Below are 24,612 nucleotides of genomic sequence, written 5' to 3'. Positions count from 1 at the left end.
TGGCGGAGGAATCCAGCCGTGGCCGGCCCCGGCTGGCGTTAGGGCGCCTCCGCCACATAATCTCCTCCGACACATAAATGCGGTTATGTTGCACGCAACATAACCGCACGGCGGCGATCTCTATGTGTTCCGAGGTAAGAGCGGCAAGCTGGTCAAGATCCTCCGGTACGGAGGGGACACACCAGCCCAGCTAGCTCGTTTCTCGCGAGTAGTCACCGCCGTTCGATTGAGTGAGGTTGCGGGACTTTCCGTACTTCCCGATCTTCGCTCCGAATTATCCGAGGATCTCGTGAGCGATCGGCTCGGAGGCGTGACTCAAACAGGGAGCTTGCAGCTTGTGCGTCGGGCTTGCGAATGTTGTCGTTGTTCGACGCAGGTGCAGATGCGTTGCGGATTGTGTCCAGCACACGCGTCCAATCGCGAGCACGGGCAATTTTGATGAAGGCGTCAAGCGCTGGCGAATATCGCCTCCCCGCCACGGCCAAGAGCTGCACCTCGCACCGGACGGGATCGCCCTCAATCGGAATAGCGGCGAGCGATGGCAGCCTGGGAGCGTGCTCTGGGGCTAGGATGGCTCCAAAACCGGCGGATGCCATTTGCTGAAGATGCTTTTCCTGATCGCTGCTGTGCACAATTCTTGGACCTTGATGGTCGAGAAGACCAGCTTGCACGAATCTACTTGCGACATCGCATCCGAGCCTTTCGAGAAAAATCAACTCGTGCAAGTCGTGTAGCGGGATGACGGATTTCCTCGCCATTACATGTTCCCGAGGGAGAACGAGCATGTACCGCTCTTCGAACAGCGGCCAGCGATCGATACGTTCAGGCAGCTCCACAGCGTCGCCGACGAGTGCCGCATTGATTTCGCCATCCAAGAGCATCGTAACGAGCCCATTGGCATCGGCTTCGCGCAGATCGAAACGTAGGTCAGGGATGGTCGTAGTGAGCTCCCAGAGCACTTCCGTAATGAGTGCGGCCGAGATTGATGGCGACAGTCCTATTTTGAGCCTGGCGATTGTCTTTTTTTGATAACTTCGCGCCTGAAGCCGTACCGCCTCCGCGGCGGCAAATACTTGCTCGAGCGTGGGCAAAACCATCTTGCCCAACTCGGTGAGTTGGGTGAAACGACGTTCACGGTGAATCAACGCTCCGCCGAGCTCTTCCTCCAGCTTGTGAACCGCCTTTGTCAGTGCTGGCTGAGTCACATTGCATTGCTTTGCCGCTTGGGTAAAATTGAGCGTCCTTGCGAGGGCCAAGAAGTATCGCACCTGATGAAACTGCAGATGCATGCTCACACCCGAGAGATTTGCCATGGTCCGGACCATTTCAGCTCGTTGCCATGGGAAGCAGGGGTGATGGCAAAAGGATTGGTCGTGGAGTTTCTGACGAAATGGGAATTATGCATCGGCCCGGAGTTCTCGATATCCGCCTGGCGAAAAGTTCTCTCGCCAACGCTCTTTCCTGCTAACGCCGCGGACGATGACATCAGCTCAATTCGAGGGTCCGGCAAAAACCTTGGATCATGAACCTTGCATGGCCTCGATCCGATCTCGATGTGCTGATGGCGACCTTGGATGTCGACGTCATGGGCACAGCGTTTTGTACCCCACACGGTCACATCGGCCCCGGTGGGCAATGCAGTTGGCGCAGGGAATATGGTTCGCATCCTGGTTATCCGTGACGCTGCTGTCTTGATGTCTGGCCAGAGATAGAGCAGATTAAGCGCGACGGTAAGCTCAGTTCTTGTTACGGCGTTATCATTCTTGCGGGTTTATTGAGTGAGTAGTTCTGCTTCGTCTCTGGCGTGCCCGACAGCTCCGTGGTCTCGATCACCTGTCAACCTAAGTTGGCTTAAGGGTCAGCCGTGTCCTAGAAGTCAGAATTAATTGGACGAGTCGCCTTTGGTTGGTTGATTGGTAGCTGCCTTTTTGGATTAGCAACACTAAAGCGCGCTTGCCATCCCGGGGTCGCTATCTGTCATTGCATCAAGGCGACTCAACGGGCGAACTCAATACTGGTGCAGCTCTGTCACGTAGCCGACAGGCACGCTTGAAATCGCAAAAGCCGAAAAACACCAAGATTCTTGCGGTCGATAGATATTCGCTCTGCTGTTGGCCCGCTGCAGGATATTCGATTCACGCGGCTCGATTTGACTGTGCGGGCAACGTGAATCGAAAAGTTGCTCCCCGAGGTTCGGCGGCCGTGGCCCACAGTCGTCCCCCGTGCGCTTCGATGATGGTGCGGCAGATCGACAGACCCATCCCCAAGCCGCCGGGCTTTGTCGTATTGAAGGCGTCAAAGACGCGCTCAAGATCCGCTGAGCTCAGGCCTGGACCTGAATCCCGCACCTCGACAAGAACGCCATCCGACTCGCTCCTATCGGTGGTGATCACCAATTCTCGCGCCCCCTCACAGATCGAGCTCAAGGCTTCGATCGCGTTGATGATCAGGTTCATAATCACTTGTTGCACCTGGACCCGATCTCCTTGAATGAGCGGCAAGCCGTCCACGAGGTGTGACTGCACCACAATGCCATTCTTCTCGACTTCGCTACGGGTCAGGGCGATGACCTCGAGGATTGCTCCGTTGATGTCAACTTCTTCTTTCCGGAGAGGTGCTTTTTTGAAAAGGGCGCGCATCCGGCCGACGACCTCGCTGACGCGATTGCCGTTTGCAAAGATCCGGTTGAGAGCCTGACGAGCTTTCTCCAGATCTGCCGGTTCTTTGCTTAGCCAGTGCAACGCCGCTGAGGCATTGTTGAGCGTCGCGCCGATCGGCTGGTTGACTTCATGGGCAATCGAAGCAGAGAGCTGCCCCATTGTTGCGACTCGATTCGCGTGCACGAGCTCCATCTGCACCTCGCTGTAGCGCCGCTCGCTTTCGCGAATTTCCTCCTCTGCCCGCTTGCGCTGCGTTAAGTCTACCACGAAGGCAACGCCTTGGTCGTGTCGCCCGCCGAACGTCGCTGCCCCGACCAGCACTGGCACGCGGCTGCCGTTTTTCAGGAAGTACTCCTTCTCATAGGGTTGCACGGTTCCGGTCGCCTCCAGCTCGGCCACGCATCGGTCGTCGGCATCGCGCCATTCGGTGGGCGTCAGATCCCGCCAGCGCAGTCGACCGGAGACGAGATCGTCGCGGTCGTATCCGACGATGCGGAGAAAAGCTTCGTTGGCATCGATGATCCGATCGTCACGATCCCAGACGAAGATGCCGATGATGTTGGCATCCACTAGCCGTCGGATCCTGGCCTCCCGCTCGGCTAGCTCGCGGTACAGGCTGGCGTTCTCTATTGAGATAGCCGCCTGGGAAGCGAGTAGTGTGAGGACCACCATTCGAGCAGGAGTAAACACGTCAGTCGCAAAGTTGTTCTCCAAGTACAGCATTCCAATCAACCTGGTCTGCTTAAGTATTGGGAGGCAGAGCACTGCCCGCGAGCGATGGTCGCGAATATAGGCATCCGCTGAAAACGAGCTCTGACTGGACGCATCGTGCAGGAGAACGCTCTCTTTTGCCCGAAGGACGTAGTGAAACACAGACTCCGGTAGATCAGCGGCCGTGACGCGTGCCTGTTTCAGGACCACGTTCACGTTGTCACCGCTGGTTGTTGCTTCTGCTTCAATTTGATATTTGTCGTCTCGCGAAAGTATCAAGAGACCTCGATCGGCGCCCGCGTGTTCGATTGCCGAACTCATGAGCGTGTTGATTAACTTCTCGAAGACGATCTCGCCTGACACTGCTTCCGACACTCTGAGTACGGTAGTCAAGTCGAGCTGCTCGATGGGTGTCACTATTGTCGCCGCGGAATCTGGGATCGACTTGTCCACGTTAAGGTGCGAATAAAGCTCCTCAAGTTGGCGGACCTTTCCGTCGGCTCCCCAGCGCAGGTAGCAGGCCCGCGCGGCCCGCAAATAGGTCGCGGCGATCTTCTCGTAACCGCGCTCTGCGTAGAAGCGCCCGGCTATCTCGTTGGCAATTGCCTGGTTGTGCACGAATCCGTGTTTGTGAGCCTCGTGGATGGCCTTGTCGTACAGCTCCTGAGCGTTCTGCACCCGGCCCTCAAGGCGGGCGATTTCGGCGCCGACCAACGTGGCGCGATCTTCGAAGGTTTCGGGGTTGGCCTCGGTCCACATTTGGAGCTCCCGGTAGTGGTCCAGCACAGAATCGAAATGCCTCGGTCTCTCCTCCGGAGTGGCGTGATCACAGACCGCCGCATGCGCCAGCGCGCCATAGAGTCGATACTCCGCTGACTCGAACATTGCCGCCGACGTCCAAAGCAGCGGTTCGGCGTGTAGCGAGGCGTCCACCGCCGACGCAAGGTCTCCGGCGAAAAAGTGCGCCTGCAGCTTTCGCGTCCAGTAATAGAACTCGGCGAGCACTAAGTCGGGGCTCTTGGCTAAGCGGCGTTCGGTATCGATTTCACTGTATCCCTCGTGATCCAGGCATCCGAAAGTTGCAGTCAGCCCGCGCAAGGTGAGGATCAAACCGAGTTGTGCTTCGCAGCGCTCGATGGCCAGGCCGAAACGCGCCCGCCTAGCGGATGCCACGCCGTTCTCGCATTCCTTTTGCACTTCGGCGAGTGGATCCCCGGCGGCGAGGCAAACCGTGACAGTGAGCAACTCGCACTCGGCTGTCAGATACTCGATCGAGAAGATGAGCTGGTGATTACGTTTCCAAGTCTCTTCTTCAAGAAGGGCTCTGCCGGCTCTGAGATACTTGAGCGCCGAGTCGTATGCTGTCGAGAGCTTCGCGCGCCGGCCGGCGATCAGATTAAGTTCCGCGACGCGCTCGCGATCCTCGACTAAGGTGATGAGATGGGAGCCCCGGTTGAGTTGATTGACGATCTCAAATATCGCCTCCTCACGTTTTTCAGCGGGCGTGTGCTCGGCGAGGAGCATTCCGATGCGCAGGTGAGCCTCGGCACGCAGCTCCTTCGGAATCAGCGAGTAGGCGGCTTCCTGCACGCGGTCGTGCAGGAAACGGTAGGAATTGTCCGCACGGAAGATGAGGCCCGATCGCACGGCTTCCCAGAGATGGTCGTGGATGTCCTCGACTGAGCCCTGATACCCAATCCGCAGCATCTCGAACTCTGCACTGTTGCCCATGCAGGCGAACTGCTCGAGTACCTTCTGGGTTTCTGGCGGAAGGCGCTTCAACTTCTCGACCATCAGCTCTACAACATTGTCCGTGAAGCCTTTGTCACGAATGCGGAGCAGGTCCCATACCCAACGGCGCTCGCGATAATCGAATTTCAGTAGGCGATCGTCCGCCAGAGTAGAAATGAACTGGATTGCGAAGAACGGGTTGCCCGAGGTCTTTTCGTGGATCAAGTCTGCCAGTGGGGCGCCGCGCTCCAGTTGGCAGTGAAGGGAGTCCACAATCAGTTTGCCTAGATCGTCGCGACTCAGTGGTGTGAGAACGATGTCCTGCACTGCCGCTCCGGCCTGACGGATCGCTTCCAGCTTACGCATGAGCGGGTGGGTGGCATTGACCTCGTTGTCCCGGTACGCACCAATGATCAGCAAGTGCTGCAAATCGTTGCGGCTCAACAGGTCTTCGAGGAGGTCGAGTGTGGCGACATCTAGCCATTGCATGTCATCGAGGAAGAGCGCGAGCGGATGTTCGGGTCGCGCAAATACGCCGATGAACCGTCGAAATACGATCTGAAAACGTCTCTGCGCTTCCTGCGGCGGCAATTCGGGCACTGGCGGCTGTTCGCCAATGACATGCCTCAATTCCGGGACCAGATCGACGAGGAGCAGTCCGTTTGGACCCAGCGCCTCACGAAGTGCGTCCTGCCATTTGCGCAGGTCTTCCTCGTTCTGGCTGAGGAGCCGCCGGACGAGGCTCTGAAACGCCTGGGCCAACGAGGCATGCGGAATGTCGCGCTTGTACTGGTCGGACTTGCCTGATGCAAACAAGCCGCGTGGCGGCACGAGTGGTTTGTGGAGTTCATTGACGACTGCGGATTTGCCGATGCCGGAATATCCGGAGACCAGCACCAGTTCTACACGGCCACCGCGTACGATGCGGTCGAAGGCGGCCAGCAGAGCGTCAACCTCGCGGTCCCTCCCGTACAGCTTCTCGGGGATCATAAGGCGATCTGGGGTGTCGTGAGCGCCAGGGGTGAAGTCATCGATCCGCCCCTGGGACTCCCATTGGGAGAGGCAGCGCCGAAGATCGCTCTCAACTCCCGCCGCTGTCTGATACCTCTCCTCCGCCGTCTTGGAGAGCAACTTCATCGTGATCGCGGAGACCGAGGTCGGTACGGTTCCTACGCGCTCGCTGGGTGCGGCTGGTTGTTTCGCGATGTGACAGTGCACCCATTCCATCGGGTGGGAGGCCGCGAATGGAAGACTCCCGGTCAGCATCTCGTAAAAGGTCACCCCAAGCGAGTAAAGGTCGCTCCGAGAATCGACCGAACGGTTCATTCGTCCCGTCTGCTCGGGTGCCATGTAGGCGAGCGTTCCCGCGATGAACTCTGGAGGTTCGGGCGACTGGCGCTCGCGCGTAAGTTTGGAGGCAATCCCGAATCCCGTGAGCCACGCGTTGCCGGTGTCGTCGACGAGGACATTCGCAGGCTTGATATCCTTATGTATGAAGCCCTGCTGATGGACTTGCCCGAGTGTTCTTGCCAACCCAATGGCGGTTCTAAGGAAACGAGTCAGGTCGAGCGGTTGCCCCTGGTCACGCTCAAGAATCCGATCCAGCGGCTGACCGCCAGGGTCCTTGAGTAAGAGGATCATACGCCCTTCGTGACGAGCAATGGCCAGAGGCTTGGCAGCCCACGCGGGATCGAGTTCGGCTCCGAGCGAGTATTCGTGCATGAGCCGCCTGATGCTTTGAGGCGACGGCTGTTCGAAGAGTGCGATCGCTAGGACCGGCGAGGGGGCGTCGTGCTTTCGGCCGCGGTAAAGGGTAAAGTCTGCGCTTTCCCGCAGGGGCGCCAGCACGTACCCCGAGAGCCCCGGCATAGGTGACATTCTTGTTGCCACAGCATCACCAGTTCAGCAAGCTGCCTAACCTTCACGCAGCGCTATCATAGCGCTACCCGGCTCTCGCGCGCATGCGTCAATCAGGCGGTCTTCGTCGTATGCGTACGATGCGCAATACGCCGGATCAACAGATATCGCTGATAGATCCGGATGCCCGTTCGATGGCCACCAGCGGACGCGGATCGGGTGTCGTCGGCTATAATGTCCAGGTCGCGGTGGACACCGCGACATCATCTGATTGTTACGCACGAGGTCATAAACGTCGGCCGACAACGGCCGCGCGCCGATCCTATCCGTTTGCACACAACCAAGACCCGGAACGGACATATCGGGATCACCGCTTCCAGAGAGGAAAAAAGGCGCTTAGTGCCATGCGGGAGATCGTAAATCAGACGCCGGCCGCCGCCTTCATCTCACCCGCAAGTTCATCGTAGCAGACCGTCCACGCCTCACGAACGGCGGGCGTGAGATCCTCTCCAAGCGCCTGTTCGAGGGTCCAGAGCAACGCTTCCCGCACCGCGTCGTAGTCGGCGAGCTTAACCCCGTACTCGACATGGCGGACGGCAAGGTCATGGATCGCGGGCGAAAGTTGATCCAGCGCGGGTAGATTGTAGACGACCATAGCGAGCATGGTCATTAGCTTGACGCCCTGAATACGCATGTTGTTTCTGAATAGCGGCCGGAAATTCGGATTGGTGGCGAATAGCCGCTCGTAGAACAACGCCCCGGCGACCTCAGGCATCGCCGCCAGCCGGGCGAAGGTGGTCTGAACAAGCTCCTGCTGCACAGCATCCACGATGTCATTTCCTTTGCGTGCGGGCGCGGCTCACTCGGCTGCGCGCGACACATGATAGCAATCGGATGCGAGACCTCAGGCGAATAGAAACGTCGTGCAACCCGACGCATCTCATTGGCGCGATTGCCGTGGGTCATTCACACGGAAGCAGTTGCGAGGTCGTCTCATTTAGCGCCAGGCAACGTCTCATCTAGCGCCAAGCGGGAGATCGCCCCGAGCGCATTCACGATGTGTCCTTTCCTGTCGTGCGCTGGCCATTCACTCGTCCTTGCGATGCCGCACGCAGCATGGTGGGCGGGCTACCGAACTCGCTTGCGAACGTGCGATAAAACGTCGCCATACTGTTGAACCCCCAGCCAAAAGCTATATCGATCACCGATCGTCCGGTTCCCGTCGCGTCGGCGATGGCGTCGCGGCACCGGAGCAGTCGCTCGCGCGAAACGTATCGGGCGAAACTGACATTGTTTGCCTCGAACAGGCGATGCAACTGGCGCGCCGAGATGTCGAGTGCGGCCGCGGCGCTGGCGGCGGTCAGGGAAGGATCGGCGAGATGCAGGTCGACGTAACGCTTGGCGGCCGCGAGCCGCGCCGATTGTAGCGAATCCCGCCCCCGATTGATGCCTTCGTTTGAGATGTTACAGCTCAGTGCCACGAGACCGCAGAGATTGCGCAGCACAGCTTCACCGTGTTCGTTGGAGAGCAGCGGGGCTTGCGCCTTCACCGCATCAATAGCTGCGCCGAGCAGCGAGCCGAGCGGCGAGGCACCGGCCAACCGAAACGGGCGCTCCAGTCGACCCCCGGCTATAATCGGCGAGAGTGCAGCCCACGGGATGATCAGCATGTCGAACGACTCTGGGCCTTTCCATTCCGCGTTGAATTGCCATTCGGTCGAGCTTATGCAGAAATCACCGGGCTCATGAATCAGGTCGACTGGCGTGCTGCGTGCCGCGGCCCTCCAGATGACCGGCGCGCGAAATCGGCTGACGAAGAACGCTTCAATCTTGTCCCTGGCAACGTCGGCCGCCGTCCGTTGGACCCTCTCAAGTCCCGAACTTATCTCCAGCAGCGCAAATTCGCCTGCAATCGATCCACTCGCTTCCGCGCGAAAGGCAGCGGGATCCGGAATCTCGCCCGGCGTGATGCTATGGGCCTGCTTCGCGAAATAGTCGCACCAGAACTTCACGCGGTCGCGCGGCGCAATATGGTCCGTGGAAAAATGGACTTGCATGATCATCCCGTGGGCCGACCAAATGCCTTGGAACCTAACTTAGACCGGTTACATCGGCAAAGCGAGGGTGCCAGACTTTGGGGGCTGCCACTTTTTAAGGGCGGATGTGGAGAGTTCCTTTGCGTCTCGGTTCCAGCGGCGAGCTGATCACGCACCCGCCTCTCCGCGGCCTTAACTGAACGACAACCGAATGGCGATCGGCGCAAAATGAGACATCATGCGGCGCACGGTGAGACGACGGTAGTGACCTGCGAGACTATGCTTACTCAAATTCGAGTGTAAGGCCGAATAGGTCCTATGAACAAGGTGGGTACACAAAGGAGGTTGAAAATGGCAACCAACGCAACAAGCACGATGATTTTGGATGGCGACTTCGACAAAATCGACTTCCGAGGAGAAGTCGTCGACGGGCACCTCGTCACAAAAGGAATTCTTGCAGACCAAGCGGCAATGGATTCTATCCCAGTAGGGATATACGTTCTCGAAAAGGATGCCACTGTCGTCAAGTGCAACAAAGCTGCAATCGCGGGTTGGGGACGCACGCCGTCTCTGGGAGCCTCGGAGAAGTATTGCGGGTCACACCTTCTGCGTTACCCTTCAGGAGAAGTGATGCCGCACGAACTTGCACCACCATCCGTGGTGATCAACAACGGCGCCACCGTTCGCAACGCCGATGTGATTTGCGAGCATCCCAACGGCAATCGTCTTCTGGCGCTCGTTAATGTCTTTCCGATTCGTGACAACGACGACGAAGTGATCGGAGCCGTCAACATTTTCCGTCACAATACCAGCAAGACTGTCCCTGGCTTACTCTCCGAGTCTGCAAATAATTCCGATTGCGAGATCGGTGAGGGGGAGGAGCAGTGAGGCTCCTTCGCCGCTTCGGGTTCCGTATTTCTTCATAGGGGCCTTCTCGGCATGTGGCGTACCAGAAGCTCAATGTTTGTCCGCCGCACCCGGCTGACCGCGTTTTCGGCCCGGGAAATTACAAGTTACGCTGACTAGGGCGCGCGGTGCTTTTGCGCGCGCCATGCTCTTGCGATGGAGGTAGCTGTGCGATCGAACGAGCGACGTGAACGAGAGCGTGAGTTGCGTGCCGCTGGGCGGCTGCCCCCAGGACAGTCGCTTACGCTCGAGTGGCCGGTGAAGCATGTGGGCCCGGTGCCGGTCTTTCGTCCCAAGACGTGGGATTTTCGAGTGTTCGGCCTGGTAGAGGAGCAACTGCGGCTTTCGTGGGAAGAACTTTCCAATCTGCCGCAGAGCGAAGTATTTGCGGACATGCACTGCGTCGTGCACTGGAGTCGGTTCGACAACCATTGGGAAGGATTGCTCGCCACAGAATTAATGAAGCGAGTGAAGCTGCGGCCAGAAGCGCGGCATGTGATGGTCCATGGCGAGAATAACCACACGGCAAACCTGCCAATCTCAGATTTTCTGCGCCCGACGACTATCTTCGCCCTGCGGCATAACGGCGAACTCCTTACGGCCGAGCATGGCTACCCGTTGCGCCTCGTGGTGCCAAACCTCTATGCGTATAAGAGCGTGAAGTGGGTACGCGGGATCGAGTTTTTGGATCGCGAATCGCCAGGCTTATGGGAATTTAACGGATATCACATCTACGGCGACCCATTCAAAGAGCAACGATCTTCGAGCTGAAACTCGGGACCGAAGCTGGCCGAGCGCCGGCAGCTGATTTCGCGGTCATGATGGGTTTTCATCCGATTTTGCGCGCTGCAGAGCCGATTGGACGCATCCGAGCAGAATCTCTTCGTCGATGGGCTTGGTCAGATAGCCAACGACGCCCTGACCCAGAACTCGAGTTCGCGCGCTGTCATCGGGGTAAGCCGTGATCAGAATTGTTGGTATGTCATAGCCAGATCCTACCAAGCGGCTATGCAATTCAGGCCCAGTCATGCGCGGCATGTGGACATCAACAATCAAACAGGAGGTATGGCGGACGTTAGGAGACGCCAAGAAATCCATTGCGGATGCAAAGGCCTCAGTCGTGAAGCCAACTGCCTGCATGAGACCCGCTAACGCCTCGCGAGATTGCTCATCATCATCGATGATCGAAATCTGAATCTCGCTAGACATATCCCCGCCTTCAATGCTGGGGATGCGGACCGCCGCATTTCGCGTTCCGTATCTCAAGAAGGGCACCGCGCGGATATCCAAGCATCGTACTATAACGAGAAGCGTTTGGACCCGCGATTATATTGTGGACGGGGGATGCCAGACCTCGGAATAATCGATGTTATACTTTAGACTAAGTGATTCAAGACTTCTGAATAGGTCAACCCGATTTGGGCCACTTCCGAACACGTGCGCTGATGCCAGGTCATTGCGCTCGACGCGTCAGGGAGGCGCTTCCGGCATCCATCAAAAGCATCAGTTGGTTTGCGCCTAAGCAATTTTCGCTGATGGAGACACCACGAAGCGATTAGGACGGTGGCAACTTTATACCAAGCATCTCCGCTATTCTGACAAGCTCGGCTAGCGATTGCGCACCCATCTTCTGCATCACGTGGCCGCGGTGCGCCTTCACAGTGATCTCAGCTACGCCTAGCTGGAAAGCGATCTGCTTGTTCTTTAAGCCAGAGGTCACGAGAGCCAGCACCTCTCGCTCGCGCGGGCTTAAACGTTGGAGACGCGATTTCAGGTCCGTAAGCCGCTGCTCGACCTTTCGCCGCGTCCGATCGCGCTCCAGCGCGATCGTCACCGCATCCAGCATGTCCTGATCGCGAAACGGCTTCGTCAGGAAATCGACAGCGCCTGCCTTCATCGCCTTAACCGACATCGGAATGTCGCCGTGACCGGTCATGAAGATGATGGGAATGGAAGCGTTCATTTTCGACAGCTCGGTTTGGAAGTCGAGACCGCCCAAGCCCGGCAATCTAACGTCAAGTACAAGGCAGCTCACCACGTCGGGTAATAATTCGCCTTCGAGAAGCTCCGCGGCCGACCCAAACAACTTGACCTTGAAGCCGACCGAGTTGAACAGATCTCCGAGTGAGTCGCGGAAGTCCCTGTCATCGTCAACGACGGCGATAGTTGGCTCCTCGGCTGCTGCACGCTTTTGAATAGAATGCTGCGCCACGAGATAATCTCTCCCAACTTCGTGTAAAAATATCACCTCCACGAAGGCCGTTCAACACATGAGAGGGGTTCCAGCGCGGAACGCCTTGGTTCGTGGGCCACGAGAAGGTTCGCCAATGTCCTCACCTCCACGCTGTAGCCGCCCGATGAAATGTCAGCTCACCTCACGCTCCGTTAGCAGCGACGGATTTAGGGAACCCGGGATCACTCGGTGGCGTTTGGGCGGGGCGGTCCCCTTTGCGCGCCGCTTCACCGTTACGTCGTGCGAACGGATGCTGCTAGGCCATCACTCGCAGATGCAGGTCTTCTTCCGGCTCGTGAGCTGCGTTCCTAAGGCGCCGAAAGCCAGACCGACCTCGACGCAATGAGAGGCCGAGATGCCTCGACGTTCCGAATAGCAACTTGGTCGCGACGTCGCAGGTCATTCATATGTCAAGGGAGGAGCCACGCTTCGGCGGTAATCCGCCGGGGCAATTCCCGTCGCCTTCCGGAACGCCGTGGCGAACGCGCTACGACTGCTGAAGCCTACCGCCCGACCGATTTCTGTCATCGAGCCCGCTCGTTTTGCCAGCAGCAACTTGGCGTGCTCAACACGATGCTTAGTTTGGTACCGATGTGGCGGCATTCCGAGAGATTGCTTGAATACCCTGCAGAAATGATATGGGCTCAGACGAACGAGCTGCGCCAACGTGCCAATCGGTATCCGCTCATTGAGATGTTCCTGGATATAGGCGCTGACGAGGCGTTGCTGCCACGGTGCAAGGCCGCCTTGGAGCTGAGGTTGAATGCTGGGCATCCCGCAAGTGAAACGCACGATTTCATGTATGAGCAGAGTACCGAGACTCCCGAAGTACATCGGGTCTCCTGCACGGCTCTCGACGAACGCCTTCAGCTTCAGCGCGGTGTGCCAGAGCGCTTCGTCTTCAAATAGTATACGTGGAGCGTTCGGTAGGTCGGTGATGCCACGCTTATAAAGAACCTTCAGGTTCTCAGGTTCGAAGTAGAAGTACATGAGCCGCATCTGCGACCCGCGCAGCTCGTGCCAATCGTGAAATTCGCGGCCAGCCGGCACGAATGTCAGTTTCCGCTCGAGGTTTCGGAGCGCAGATCGCGGCAGACCTTCCACGAATGTCTCTCCTTCACTGCGCTCTCCCTTCTCGTACATCACGAGCATATGGACTGGAGCCCGAAAATGATTCTGGATTCTACCTCGTCCGGTGAATCGCAAGGATTCGGCCGTCATGCCATGCCCATTTACCTTGAAGCGTGCCACAGTGTCGGAAGGAGAGATTTCAACGACAGGATGGATCAGGTCCGCCACGAGGTGACCATCTGATTGGCGAATTGTATCAAAAATGGAGCAGTCATGGTCGCCTTCAAAGTTTCGGGACGGGGTTATCGGGAGCAACGCTTGCGATCTTGAAAGCTGTTGCAGATCGTCAGGGCCACGCGGCGAACGGCGTAGCGTCGTCGAATTCGTCCGTAAACGGACTTGGTGGAGTTCGGCTCCCAGTTTGGAGGTCGGAAGTAGTAGGGGGCCTTCTGGCATGGCTTCTCCTCTTCGCTCAAAGTGGGTTCGTGCTGTCAACTGACCGTCATTTGCTAGACACATGGGGTCGACCTCCGGGTGCCTATTCAAGACTCTTTAATTTCATTGTCGCGGTGTTTCTGCGTGGGCACTAGGCCGAGCGCCGGCTTTCTTCGCCCGAATCCGCGACGAACGGGTCGAGGTGAGCATGCCGTGTGATACCTTGGTCCTCAATTGCACTCGCATTTGCGCGTCTGACAGGAAGGGCCAAACGGGGATAAACTTTCGCGGAGCCGAGCTGCGACTTTCGTATATCCAGGCTTCGACTTAATTCACGCGCAGCTTCACATGGCCAACTCGGAGTCCTGAACCGTCGTGCGCGCCCCCGAGTTGGTTGGATGTCCCTGAGGATCGCGCGCATGCTACTGAGAAACACAAGACCAGAAATACCGGGCGGCGGTCCTAACCTGGAACGACTGTTCTTCAAGCGCTTATTGTTTGGCCTGGACCCAATTTTGGTGCAGCTCTAGTTTGCCGCGCCGGCTAGTCAGGCCTGTAGCAAATCAATAATTCCGTACGCCCTACTTGGAGGCAAACTATGCAGTCGCCGAGCAAACTCGTCAGACACGGCAAATTAATCATTCGGAGGTGGTAGATCATCGCGTCCGCCCGAGCTTGCGACTTTGTGGCGAGTGCAATCGAAATGCGTCCCTAATCTTCGCGGTCACAACATCATAGGCTACTATACGCTTATCGTGATTGGTGCGAGATGGTTCTCACGAGTTCGGTCACGGGTTTGATTTTGAAGATGCGTGGCCGATTCTCGAAGGATGCACTGGTACCGCGATGGCCGTTTAGAAAAGTACCCTTGATAGCGGTCCCGTGGCCCGCATTTTCTATCCCGGCCCCTGAGACCCGCCAAACCGATTGCTACGCGGACACCCCTAACTCCCTCCGTACTGGTCTTGATCGTAGGCCTGCAAGATGCGGACAAAATCGGCCATGCTGGATTGGTCTGGATTTTCGGCCGTAGCCCCAAGTTGTGTGTTGGGCGCGGGCGGGCTCCCTCGCCAAAACCAGATTAGGAGATCCACGATGTTTTTCATGGCCGGCTCTCCGCAGCGAACCGTCGAACTAGAGACACTTGCGGGATCGGCGACGCACGTTTCAATCAGGGGAAAGGTCGGTCGGGCGCTACGCCGCCGACCCTATCCTGCAACTGCCTGCTCGCGGGCCGGTTCCGTTGCTTTTCATTCCGTATCAACAGCTAGCACGGGTCTTGTGATTGACGCCATTGGGCGCGGGTATCGAGTGACAGTACAGAGGTATTGGTTGAATCAACGCCGGTCTAATTCCGAATGGGCGTAGACAAAAGAAGGCCGCCTGTGTTGCCACAAGCGGCCCAAGTCTAGGGAGGCGCCCAAGGTGGGCAGCGATGGCGGGGGGAGAGGACCATCGCAGCCTCACACATACGATGATCGCGATGGCCGGCTCAATTGAACCCCGGTACAGGTCAGCCATCCAAATGCAGCAAGGGTCCTATACGAAAGGTCAAGACGCTCGCCGCTCGGCGAACCGCTTCTATTGACCGAAGCCGTTAGCTTACCGCACTCCACCATCGACATGGTCATAAGGGCCGCCGCCGGATCAAGCGGCGAGCCAGGAGCACCGATAGCCTTTGAGTGCTTCGACCGTTACCACGACAGGCATGCGTCAGACGCGAGGCCGCTTATCCAAGTGATCGCGCACCCCCAGACGCTTTCCACATCCTCAATGCCAACTACGTGACTGCACAACACCGAGCCTCAAAGCGTAGCCAAATTTTCTTCGTGCAAAATCAGCGTCAAGGAATCAAACCTCATCGGGCGGACGTCTCGATAGATTTGTCTAAACTCTGACCTTTGGGCATCGAAATGATAACTGAGGGTAATTTGCGAACCCGTGTCTCCTGTGATGCAATACTCATCTGCTTGCAGGCGACCCGAGAGCAGAGTCCTTTCGCGAGCCGCGTTCGGAAGCGAGTGAATTCCCCTGGCTTCGAGGAGAGCGAAATTTGAAGCTCAGCTTTAGCGCCTATGGCAATCCGGGCAACTTCGTGCGCATTACCGCAAAGCTGCTGCCGTTGCTTTGGGGTTCGACAGCCGTCGCGTTCGCGCTTGGTCTATTTGGAACGTTCGACGCGCCCCCCGACTATCAGCAAGGTGAGACGGCGCGAATAATGTTCGTCCACGTCCCCGCCGCCTGGATAGCGATGCTCGCCTACACGTCGATGGTGGCGTCTGCGCTTGGATCGTTGGTATGGCGTCATCCACTCGCCGATGCGGCTCAAAAAGCGGCCGCACCCCTAGGCGCAGCTTTCACTTTCATCTGCCTGGTCACGGGCTCGTTGTGGGGCAAACCAATGTGGGGCACATATTGGGTCTGGGACGCACGGCTCACTTCCATGCTGGTTCTGCTTCTCATTTATCTCGGTCTCATCGCGCTCTGGCAGACAATCGAGGACCCGAGTAGAGCGGCACGAGCAGTTTCGATTATGACCCTGGTGGGTTTTATCGATATTCCGATTGTGAAGTTCTCGGTTGATTGGTGGAACACGCTCCACCAACCGGCGTCGGTGTTCCGGATGGAGGGCTCGGCGATTGCTGGCTCGATGCTATGGCCGCTGATCGTTATGGCGCTCGCATACACACTTTTGTTCGTGACTCTCCACGTTATGGCGGTTCGCAACGAGATCATGCGCCGCCGAGCCCGGCGGCTTGCGATCACGCTGGCGGTAAATGGCGAGGCGGCGACGACTCGTCTGCTGTCTGCCGAAATAGCTTCCTGAGCAGACCATGTTGCGGCATGACGGATTCATCATGGCGGCGTTTCTGGTGACGGGCACTGTTCTAGCGGGAATGATTGTAGCAGTGCTTATCGACTATCGCTTTCAGCGCCGTACCCTGTCTCGTCTTATTAATCACTCGGATCGGCGCGGTCGCGCATGAGCAATATCCCGGCCTCAATTCACCTATCGTCGAGTGCCACGCCGCCTCGACGCCGAGTGGCCCGCTTGTGGGTGGTTATCCCTTTATTGGTTTTCTGCGGAATTGCGGCACTACTTCTAGTGCGGCTCGGGGCCGGAGACCCCTCACTCGTGCCCTCTGCTCTAATAGGCAGGTCAGTACCGCAATTTGCGCTGAAGCCGCTCGAAGGGCTTTCAACATCCGGTCCACCCGGCTTGTCGAGTGCAGATTTGCGGAGAGGGCACGTGACAATCTTGAACGTGTTTGCATCATGGTGTGTTGAGTGTCGGGAAGAAGAAGGGGCCCTAATGGCGTTGGCGAGCGACCCGACTCTGCGGCGACGGGGCGTGAAACTCACCGGCATTGTGTACAAGGACGATCCTAAAAATGCGTTGGCCTATCTCGTCGCTCACGGCAACCCGTTTGCACAGGTCGGCACTGACCGCTCGGGCCGAACGGGAATCGATTTCGGCGTCTATGGCGTTCCCGAGACCTACGTGATCAAGGGCGATGGCACAATCGCTTACAAGCTGGTTGGTGGCATCTCGGACGCAAGTCGGCCTGGTTTGATGGCGGCGATTGCCGAGGCGGCGCGTCCATGACGACTCCATTGCACTCCGCGATGGATGCAAGAAGGATCGGTTCTTGTCTCGGCGTCGTAGGGCTCCGTCCGCTTACATTGTTCGCAAAGTCCGACCGGACAATGAAGACGGCACAGTCGGTTAGCCCGAGCTTCAACGGCGGCAGATACCGGCGGATGATGCGATATGCGGTGGCGAGGACAAACGGAGGTCTTGAAACGTGCTGTGGGCCATTTTTGCAATGATGACGTCTTCAGTCGCGCTGGCGCTGGCGAGGTCGCTTTCCGAGCGGCGTGCGGTCGTTCGCGCTCACGATCCGAATGTGACGTTCTATCGCGATCTTCTGACTGAAGCGGATGAAGACGTGCGCTGCGGACTGCTAGCATCTGAAGATGCCGTGACGACTCGCGCCGAGATCGAGCGCCGGCTGCTCGCGTCACTCAACTCGGCATGCGAGGGCCGGCCGCATGCGTCCCGTCGTGGAGGTGAGCGACGCGGGGCGGCGGCTTTGGCGATCGTCTTAATGCTGCCGCTCGTCGCGCTCGCGTCGTACCTCAAGGTCGGCGCTCCCAGCCAACCTGACATGCCGATCGCATCGAGGCCGTCCAATGGAGATTTTAGCCTCGCTGCCGCGGTTCCTGACATCCACGCCGGCCAAGCCGGAGCTAACATTGCAGGGCTTCCTCCAGAACAACGGAGCAACGCGATCCGGGGGATGGTAGCGGAGCTCGCCGAGAAACTCTCGAAGGACGGCCATCACCTTCAAGGATGGCTACAACTTATTAGGTCTTACGCGGCGTTGGGTGAGCGCGAGAAGGCCGAGGCGGCTGTCGCAAGCGCACGTGCTCAGCTAGCAGGCGATGAGCAAGCGTCGGCCAGCGTGGATGAACTCGTCAGACAGCTTCGTTTAGAGGAGTAGATCTTGACGCGAAAGGGCAGGCGCCTCGCCATCATCAGCGCAGCTGGCGTCACTTTGACGATCGCGATAGGGCTCATCCTGTTCGCGTTGCGAGACAGTATTGTCTTCTTTTATGGGCCGAGCGAACTGGCCGCAAAGGCGCCGCCACCAGGCACCCGGCTGCGCATCGGCGGCCTAGTGAAACGTGGCTCACTTACTCACGAGGGATCGTCGACTGTCGTCTTCGCGGTGACAGACCTAAAGCACGACATCGAGGTCAGCTACACCGGATTGTTGCCGGATCTCTTCCGTGAAGGACAGGGCGTCGTCGCCGAGGGCACCGTGGAAGGACCGAGCCGTTTTCATGCCGACACCGTGCTAGCAAAACACGACGAGCGATATATGCCCAAGGACCTGGCTGACAAGCTCAAGCAAGAAGGCACTTGGCGCAACGAAAGATCTGCGCGAGCGCAATAGCGCCGCGCGCCACGAAACATCCCAGCTGATGGGACCGACAAGATGATCATCGAAACCGGACATTACGCGCTCGCTTTGGCTCTTGCCGTCGCGCTGCTTCAATCAATTCTGCCGCTCTGGGGAACCCGTACTGGCGATTCGGCACTTACTTCAATCGCGGTCCCTGCCGCAATCACCCAGTTCCTGCTCTTGGGTTATGCCTTCGCAGCACTGACTTACGCTCACGTGGTGTCCGATTTCAGTCTCGTGACGGTCGCCGAGAACTCACTCACCACCAAACCACTTATATACAAAATCGCAGGGGTCTGGGGCAATCACGAAGGATCGATGCTGCTTTGGGTTCTGATTCTCGCGGTTTTTGGAGCGGCGGTGGCGATTTTCGAGCGCGGCATGTCGAACGAACTACGCGCGAATACGCTAGCGGTCCAGGGCTGGATCTCCCTTGCCTTCCTCTGTTTCATTCTGTTCACCTCCGATCCCTTCTTGCGACGATTTCCTGCGCCGTTTGAGGGCCAGGACCTTAATCCGCTGCTTCAAGACCCGGGCCTTGCCATACACCCGCCGCTCCTTTACGTCGGCTATGTCGGTTCTTCGATCGTGTTCTCCTTCGCGGTAGCCGCGCTGATCAGTGGCCGACTAGACGCCGCTTGGGCCCGCTACGTTCGGCCTTGGATACTGATCGCCTGGATCTTTTTGACGCTTGGCATCGCCATGGGGTCGTACTGGGCTTATTACACCCTTGGTTGGGGCGGATTCTGGTTCTGGGATCCGGTCGAAAACGCGTCATTGATGCCCTGGCTTGCGGGCACGGCGCTCCTCCATTCGGCTGCTGTCATGGAGAAACGTGAAGCCCTCAAGATTTGGACACTGTTGCTGGCGATACTTACGTTCTCGCTGTCGTTGCTGGGTACGTTCCTCGTGCGCTCGGGAGTACTGACCTCCGTCCATTCCTTCGCCAGCGATCCGGCTCGCGGCGTCTTCATCTTGGTCATACTGTCCGTATTCATCGGCGGGCCACTCGCGCTCTACGCATGGCGCGCACCTTCCCTGAGCCAGCGTAGCGTGTTCGCACCCTTCTCACGCGAGAGCACGCTGGCAGTCAATAATCTGCTGCTGACCACCTGCTGCGCTACGGTTCTGACCGGGACGCTCTATCCGCTCGCGCTTGAGGCTCTGACGGGGGACAAGATCTCAGTCGGCGCGCCGTTTTTCAATTTAACGCTCGGCCCGCTCGTAGTGCCTATCGTTCTGCTGATGCCGCTCGGTCAGTCGATCGCCTGGAAGCGCGGCGACCTGCTCGGCGCAGCGCAACGGGTGACGGTCGCAGCGTTGGGAGGTCTTGTAGTCTCCATTTTGCTCGTTGCCACCGTCCGCGGTGGCTCCGTCTTCGCTGCAGCCGGTCTCGGCCTTGCCGTCTACCTCATCGTTGGTGCGTTCACCGATGTGGCGTCGCGTATCTGGGCACGTGGGCAAGGCGGCCGGGTGATGCTAGCACGCGCGGTCGGGTTGCCGCGCTCCGCCTGGGGTACGGCGATCGCTCACGCGGGCCTCGGCTTGACACTCATGGGCTTGGCGGCGACGGGTTGGGGTGTGGAACGTATCGCGACCGTCAAGTTAGGCCAGAGGATCGATCTCGGCCCTTATCAAGCCACCATCGAGAATTTTCGATCGCGGCAGGGCCCGAACTATTCTGAACTCATCGGCCATACGGTCATCAGCCAGGGCGGCGCATACGTGGCCGCCGTCGATCCAGCCAAGCGGAGCTTTCCCACGCGACAGACAACCGTCACCGAGGCTGGCATCGTAACGCTGAGTTTTGGGCAGATCTACATTTCGCTTGGGGACCGCCACGCGGATGGTTCGATCGATGCGCGCCTGTTCTGGAAGCCGCTCGTGACGAGCATCTGGTTCGGTGCGGTCATCATGGCGTTCGGTGGGATTGTGTCGTTGTCCGATAGACGCCTCCGAATTGGCTTCGCGCGCCGCGCGGCTCGCCTCCGCGCCGCCGACAGCGGCGCAGCGCCGGAGCCCGCCGAATGACGTGGCTTCGTCGCATTCTTCTGCTTTCGATCGTGCTCGCAAGCGTCGCCCCTAGCTTGGCAAGGGCGGTTCAGCCGGATGAAATTCTGACTAATCCGAAACTTGAGGCACGCGCGCGCGCTATTTCCGCCGGACTGCGCTGTCTGGTCTGTCAAAACCAGTCGATCGACGATTCCAAAGCAGAGCTCGCGCGGGACCTTCGCCTGCTGGTGCGCGAGCGCCTTAAGCTCGGAGAGAGTGACGAGCAGGTCCGCGATTTTCTGGTTAAGCGTTACGGAAACTTTATCCTGCTGAAACCGCCACTCGACTTGGAAACCGCTCTCCTTTGGGGAATGCCGGCTTTCGTGCTCGCGGCGGGCGCGATCGCTCTCCTGTTCGGATTGCGCCGCCAACAATCCACGCCAGCGGCACCATTGAGCCAAGCCGAGCGGGATCGGCTTGCCGCTGTGTTTGACTCCGATACTCCGCTATAGGCTCGTTCTGAGGTCAAGCGGCCTTAGCTTCGGGTAAGGCCGAAGTCGTTCCACATAGGTGGCGCCCGAAAGAAAACTCTGTCGTCGCACGCGCTCATTACTCTCCCGCGCTACGAAGTGCTGCGGCCGCAGCTATCGGAGCGAGCGCGATGGACGCGAGTCCGAGCGCGCAGAGGACCAAGAACGGTGTCAAAAAGGGCGTTGTGGCACTTTGCGCCGCGGAGACACCGAAGATCAGCACCGGCACGGCTAGTGGTACGACGAGGATCGATAGCAATAGACCGCCGCGCCGCAGGGTGACAGTAAGAGACGCCCCGATCGCCCCCAGAAAGGTGAAGGCCGGCGTACCAACCAACAACGTTGCGGCAACCGATCGGAGGGCGGAACCATCCAAATCCAACATCAGGCCAAACAGAGGCGAGAGCATAACGAGCGGTAGCCCCGTCACAAACCAGTGGGCGATGCACTTCACAAGAACAATGAGTTCTAGGGGCGCCGGCGACAGGAACATCTGGTCCAGCGAACCGTCCTCTTGATCCGCCTGAAATAGACGATCAAGGCCTAATAGACTCGCGAGAAGTGCTGCTATCCATAGAATTGCTGGGCCGATCCGCGACAGCAAGCGTAGGTCAGGTCCGATCGCGAAAGGTACGACCGTCACAAGGCTGAGGAAAAAGACCAGACCGAGAATCCCACCTCCACCGATGCGGCGGGCTAGCATGAGGTCGCGAAGAAAAACGACGAGGAGAATACGGGTCATGGTGCCCATCCGGCATCGCCATTGCGTCGAGACCGCGCCGCTGAAATCGGAAAAGCAGAGTGATCTCTTCTCTCCCGACCTCGAGACAGACCGCTATGTAGGGTGCGACCGCACTTCAGCGAAATGGCCATCATTTGGTTCCAAGTCTGACTTGGACTGTCCCTCGCAGACCAAGAGGTTCGTGGGTCGCGGCCAGTGTCAATCCTCCGCCTTCGAGATGGCTGGCGACGATAGTCTTCAGCAAGGCGCGCGCGTGCCGGTCGAGCGCTGTTAGCGGTTCGTCGAGTAACCATAGAGGACGATCGACGATTAAGAGCCGGGCCAATGCGACACGGCGACGCTGCCCCGCGGAAAGATAGCCGACAGGCAGATCGAGAACGTGGGCCAACTCCATGCGGTCCAGCGCCTCTAACGGGGTTCGGCGGTCTCGCCCCAAAAATCCCAGGCCGATGTCGAGGTTCTCGCGGGCGGTCAACGACGATTTCAACCCGTCGAGATGGCCCACGTAGTGGAGGCGTTCTGCCAGGGGCGCCGGATCCGTGGCTTCGGACTCCACCCATGACATGCGGCCGGATCCTAGTGGAAAAAAGCCGGCGATCGCCCGCAAGAGTGTAGATTTGCCCACTCCGTTGGGACCGGTCACTTCGGCGATTTGGCCCGCGCTTAGTCGCAAAGACATCCCGTCGAGCAGGATGCGCTCGCCGCGCGCGACGGACAGATCTTCGATCAGCAGATGGGATCGCTGCCTAATATCCATGTTCAGTCCTCGTTGTCCGTTGTTTCGTTGTGATCGTTTTCAACGAACCCTCATTTGGAGGGATTATCGAAATGAACGATGGTTCGGGACAAACGTGTTCGAGCGGCGACGTGGGGGAGAACAGCCCAGGAGGCCGAGGAGGTTCGCTCTTCGGGGCTGCCCATTAAACGGATGCGAGCCAGATCTTGAACGCTGAGGGCAGGGTGGGTCACGCGATCGCCCCTACAAACGTGAAAGCGATGTTGCATTGCCCAGCTTGCTGCCTCGCTGCACCACCGGGAACGCCCGACGCCCTTCCCTTGTACGCTGCGCCGTCGGTTAGCCGACGCCCTGCCGACGAAGCCGCAGGCGGTCGCGGGAGTGTTCCCAATCACGGCTCTCAGTAAAGAGAAAGGGCCTCCCAGGTCTCAGCGAGCGCAGCCGCGAGTTCAGCTATATGGGTATCCACGTGGTATGGCGATGGCGTGATGCGCAGCCGCTCTGTCCCACGCGGGACCGTAGGATAGTTGATCGGCTGGATATAGATGGCGTGGCGCTGTAGAAGGCGATCGGCTGCCGCCTTGCACAATTCCGCATCGCCGACGATCACAGGGACGATGTGGGTTCCGGTCCGGAGAACCGGAAGCCCGGCGGCTTGGAGCGCCTCTTTCGTTGCAGCGGCCTGTCGTTGGTGTGCTTCGCGCTCGGCAGACGAGTGTTTCAGATAGCGAACAGATGCACGCGCTGCGGCGGCAATCGGTGGAGGGAGGGCGGTCGTGAAGATGAATCCGGGCGCGAAGCTGCGCACCGCATCGCAAATAGATCGCGACGCCGAGATATAGCCGCCAATGCAGCCAAATCCCTTGGCGAGAGTACCCTCGATCACCGTCAAGCGGTGCATCACACCCTCGCGCTCGCTAATTCCGCCGCCGCGAGCGCCGTAGAGGCCGACGGCGTGAACCTCATCAAGGTAGGTCATCGCCCCATACCGCTCGGCAAGGTCGCAGATTGCGCCGATCGGCGCCACATCGCCGTCCATTGAGTAGACCGATTCGAACACGACGAGCTTAGGGCGGCTTCCCGCCTCGCGAAGCAAGGCCTCAAGGTGACCAAGATCGTTGTGGCGGAAAATTCGCTTTTCGCAACCTGATTGACGGATGCCTTCGATAATCGAATTGTGGTTGAATGCATCAGAAAAGATTACGCACTCTGGGATCAGCTTACCGATCGTGGAGATGCTGGCCTGGTTCGATACGTAGCCGGAGGTGAAGACGAGACTGGCCTCCTTGCCGTGCAAATCAGCAAGTTCGCCCTCTAAATCAACCAAGGGCGAACTATTTCCCGCGATGTTGCGAGTTCCACCTGCTCCTGCACCGCAGCGGTGTGCCGTCGCTGTCAGCGCGCTCACAACCTCCGGATGTTGTCCCATGCCCAGATAATCATTCGAGCACCAAACCGTGATTTCAGTAACGGATCCGTCGAGGCGGCGCCATTTGGCGGTAGGGAAGCGACCGGAGACGCGTTCGATGTTAGCGAAGACGCGATAACGTTGTTCTTCGCGCAGGCGCTCAAGAGAGCCACGAAAATGGTGTTCGTATGTTTCGGCCGCACAATTGACGGCGCCCCTAACGAAGGTTGCGGTGGACGTCGTCAACGCTCGTTTCATGCACAACATGTCCGCACACGAATGTGTGTTCGCACACGAATGTCCATTACCGGAGCTTCCGTGCGCTGGATGCTTCGCTTGACGCTCAGCTGATATGTCGAGATCTTCCATGTCAACCTTCCCTATCCGTCGCTCGAGCATAGGTCGACCATAGCCCATCACGCAGAGCACTTCGCACTCGTCTCAGTTATGATTTCTAAATCCTCCGGTTATGATCGAGCGTCGCTGCCTGAGGCAGCTCAGACCTAGGCTAGCCTCCTGTCCTTTTTGCATGGTGCGCACGCCGCCCGGACGCAAAATCCCCCTGGTCGCGACTTGGTACCGGACGCTAAGTCA

The 24,612-nt window shown here is 58.4% G+C and carries 20 protein-coding genes and 1 pseudogene; 10 read left to right on the top strand and 11 right to left on the bottom strand.

Annotation, left to right across the window (positions count from 1 at the left end; all coding sequences use genetic code 11):
- Positions 1-212: 212 nt before the first annotated feature.
- The 3 genes from XH85_RS34270 to XH85_RS34260 form a co-directional block, all read right to left on the bottom strand.
- Positions 213-1,289, bottom strand: a complete 1,077-nt coding sequence (locus XH85_RS34270; protein WP_128935421.1) for a LysR family transcriptional regulator — start codon at positions 1,287-1,289, stop codon at positions 213-215.
- Positions 1,290-1,291: 2 nt separating this feature from the next.
- The gene (locus XH85_RS34265) at positions 1,292-1,666 is read right to left on the bottom strand and encodes a hypothetical protein (RefSeq protein ID WP_128935420.1); all 375 of its coding nucleotides are present in this window, start codon (positions 1,664-1,666) and stop codon (positions 1,292-1,294) included.
- A gap of 469 nt (positions 1,667-2,135) precedes the next feature.
- Entirely contained in the window at positions 2,136-6,971 is a 4,836-nt protein-coding gene (locus tag XH85_RS34260) for a trifunctional serine/threonine-protein kinase/ATP-binding protein/sensor histidine kinase (protein WP_128935419.1), read from the bottom strand.
- A 140-nt stretch (positions 6,972-7,111) separates the two neighbouring features.
- On the opposite strand from XH85_RS34260, the pseudogene XH85_RS34255 reads away from it, so the two are divergent.
- Positions 7,112-7,268: pseudogene (locus XH85_RS34255) on the top strand (IS5/IS1182 family transposase); the annotation flags it as partial.
- Positions 7,269-7,380: 112 nt separating this feature from the next.
- On the opposite strand, the gene XH85_RS34250 reads toward XH85_RS34255, so the two are convergent.
- Complete coding sequence (locus tag XH85_RS34250; RefSeq protein ID WP_245473823.1) at positions 7,381-7,788, bottom strand: globin domain-containing protein; 408 nt, start codon at positions 7,786-7,788, stop codon at positions 7,381-7,383.
- Between the two features lie 223 nt (positions 7,789-8,011).
- The gene (locus XH85_RS34245) at positions 8,012-9,022 is read right to left on the bottom strand and encodes a helix-turn-helix domain-containing protein (RefSeq protein WP_128935418.1); all 1,011 of its coding nucleotides are present in this window, start codon (positions 9,020-9,022) and stop codon (positions 8,012-8,014) included.
- 324 nt (positions 9,023-9,346) lie between these two features.
- Here XH85_RS34245 and XH85_RS34240 point away from each other — a divergent pair, with 324 nt between their 5' ends.
- Both XH85_RS34240 and XH85_RS34235 read left to right on the top strand, forming a co-directional pair.
- Positions 9,347-9,883, top strand: coding sequence for a PAS domain-containing protein (locus XH85_RS34240; RefSeq protein ID WP_128935417.1), 537 nt, complete (start codon positions 9,347-9,349; stop codon positions 9,881-9,883).
- Positions 9,884-10,159: 276 nt separating this feature from the next.
- Complete coding sequence (locus XH85_RS34235; protein WP_245473822.1) at positions 10,160-10,672, top strand: molybdopterin-dependent oxidoreductase; 513 nt, start codon at positions 10,160-10,162, stop codon at positions 10,670-10,672.
- Positions 10,673-10,717: 45 nt separating this feature from the next.
- On the opposite strand, the gene XH85_RS34230 is transcribed toward XH85_RS34235, so the two are convergent.
- The 3 genes from XH85_RS34230 to XH85_RS34220 form a co-directional block, all read right to left on the bottom strand.
- Positions 10,718-11,110, bottom strand: a complete 393-nt coding sequence (locus XH85_RS34230; RefSeq protein WP_128935415.1) for a response regulator transcription factor — start codon at positions 11,108-11,110, stop codon at positions 10,718-10,720.
- A gap of 346 nt (positions 11,111-11,456) precedes the next feature.
- Positions 11,457-12,113: a response regulator transcription factor gene (locus XH85_RS34225; protein ID WP_128935414.1), complete on the bottom strand. Its 657-nt coding sequence runs from the start codon at positions 12,111-12,113 to the stop codon at positions 11,457-11,459.
- 420 nt (positions 12,114-12,533) lie between these two features.
- A complete protein-coding gene (locus XH85_RS34220; RefSeq protein ID WP_164940871.1) occupies positions 12,534-13,661 on the bottom strand; it encodes an AraC family transcriptional regulator in 1,128 nt (375 codons plus the stop codon).
- 2,032 nt (positions 13,662-15,693) lie between these two features.
- Between XH85_RS34220 and XH85_RS34215 the strand changes: the two genes are divergently transcribed.
- The 7 genes from XH85_RS34215 to XH85_RS34185 all read left to right on the top strand — a co-directional run bounded on the left by XH85_RS34215 (position 15,694) and on the right by XH85_RS34185 (position 21,114).
- Positions 15,694-16,467, top strand: coding sequence for a heme ABC transporter permease (locus XH85_RS34215; protein ID WP_128935412.1), 774 nt, complete (start codon positions 15,694-15,696; stop codon positions 16,465-16,467).
- A gap of 7 nt (positions 16,468-16,474) precedes the next feature.
- Positions 16,475-16,627 (top strand): heme exporter protein CcmD, encoded by a 153-nt coding sequence (gene ccmD / locus XH85_RS47485; RefSeq protein ID WP_128935411.1) that lies wholly within the window; start codon positions 16,475-16,477, stop codon positions 16,625-16,627.
- Positions 16,624-17,247, top strand: coding sequence for a DsbE family thiol:disulfide interchange protein (locus XH85_RS34205; RefSeq protein ID WP_128935410.1), 624 nt, complete (start codon positions 16,624-16,626; stop codon positions 17,245-17,247). Before ccmD ends, XH85_RS34205 begins: the two co-directional genes overlap by 4 nt.
- Positions 17,248-17,446: 199 nt before the next feature.
- Entirely contained in the window at positions 17,447-18,145 is a 699-nt protein-coding gene (gene ccmI / locus XH85_RS34200; protein ID WP_128935409.1) for a c-type cytochrome biogenesis protein CcmI, read from the top strand.
- Positions 18,146-18,148: 3 nt separating this feature from the next.
- Positions 18,149-18,601: a cytochrome c maturation protein CcmE gene (gene ccmE, locus XH85_RS34195; RefSeq protein WP_128935408.1), complete on the top strand. Its 453-nt coding sequence runs from the start codon at positions 18,149-18,151 to the stop codon at positions 18,599-18,601.
- A 42-nt stretch (positions 18,602-18,643) separates the two neighbouring features.
- Positions 18,644-20,641 carry a heme lyase CcmF/NrfE family subunit gene (locus tag XH85_RS34190; protein WP_128935407.1) on the top strand — a complete coding sequence of 666 codons (1,998 nt, stop codon included), beginning with the start codon at positions 18,644-18,646 and terminating at the stop codon, positions 20,639-20,641.
- The gene (locus XH85_RS34185; protein ID WP_128935406.1) at positions 20,638-21,114 is read left to right on the top strand and encodes a cytochrome c-type biogenesis protein; all 477 of its coding nucleotides are present in this window, start codon (positions 20,638-20,640) and stop codon (positions 21,112-21,114) included. The genes XH85_RS34190 and XH85_RS34185 overlap by 4 nt, the downstream gene beginning before the upstream one ends.
- Positions 21,115-21,211: 97 nt before the next feature.
- Here the strand turns inward: XH85_RS34185 and ccmB are convergent, their stop codons facing one another.
- From ccmB to hemA, 3 genes are all read right to left on the bottom strand, one after another.
- Positions 21,212-21,874, bottom strand: a complete 663-nt coding sequence (gene ccmB / locus XH85_RS34180; protein ID WP_128935405.1) for a heme exporter protein CcmB — start codon at positions 21,872-21,874, stop codon at positions 21,212-21,214.
- A gap of 130 nt (positions 21,875-22,004) precedes the next feature.
- Complete coding sequence (gene ccmA, locus XH85_RS34175) at positions 22,005-22,631, bottom strand: heme ABC exporter ATP-binding protein CcmA (protein ID WP_128935404.1); 627 nt, start codon at positions 22,629-22,631, stop codon at positions 22,005-22,007.
- Positions 22,632-23,010: 379 nt separating this feature from the next.
- On the bottom strand, positions 23,011-24,276 hold the full coding sequence (gene hemA / locus XH85_RS34170) for a 5-aminolevulinate synthase (RefSeq protein ID WP_128935403.1): 1,266 nt from the start codon (positions 24,274-24,276) through the stop codon (positions 23,011-23,013).
- Positions 24,277-24,612 lie beyond the last annotated feature (336 nt).

Source organism: Bradyrhizobium zhanjiangense (assembly GCF_004114935.1).
Classification (GTDB): domain Bacteria; phylum Pseudomonadota; class Alphaproteobacteria; order Rhizobiales; family Xanthobacteraceae; genus Bradyrhizobium; species Bradyrhizobium zhanjiangense.
Note: the sequence above shows the minus strand (reverse complement) of the source record. Positions and strands in the feature narration are given on the sequence as shown.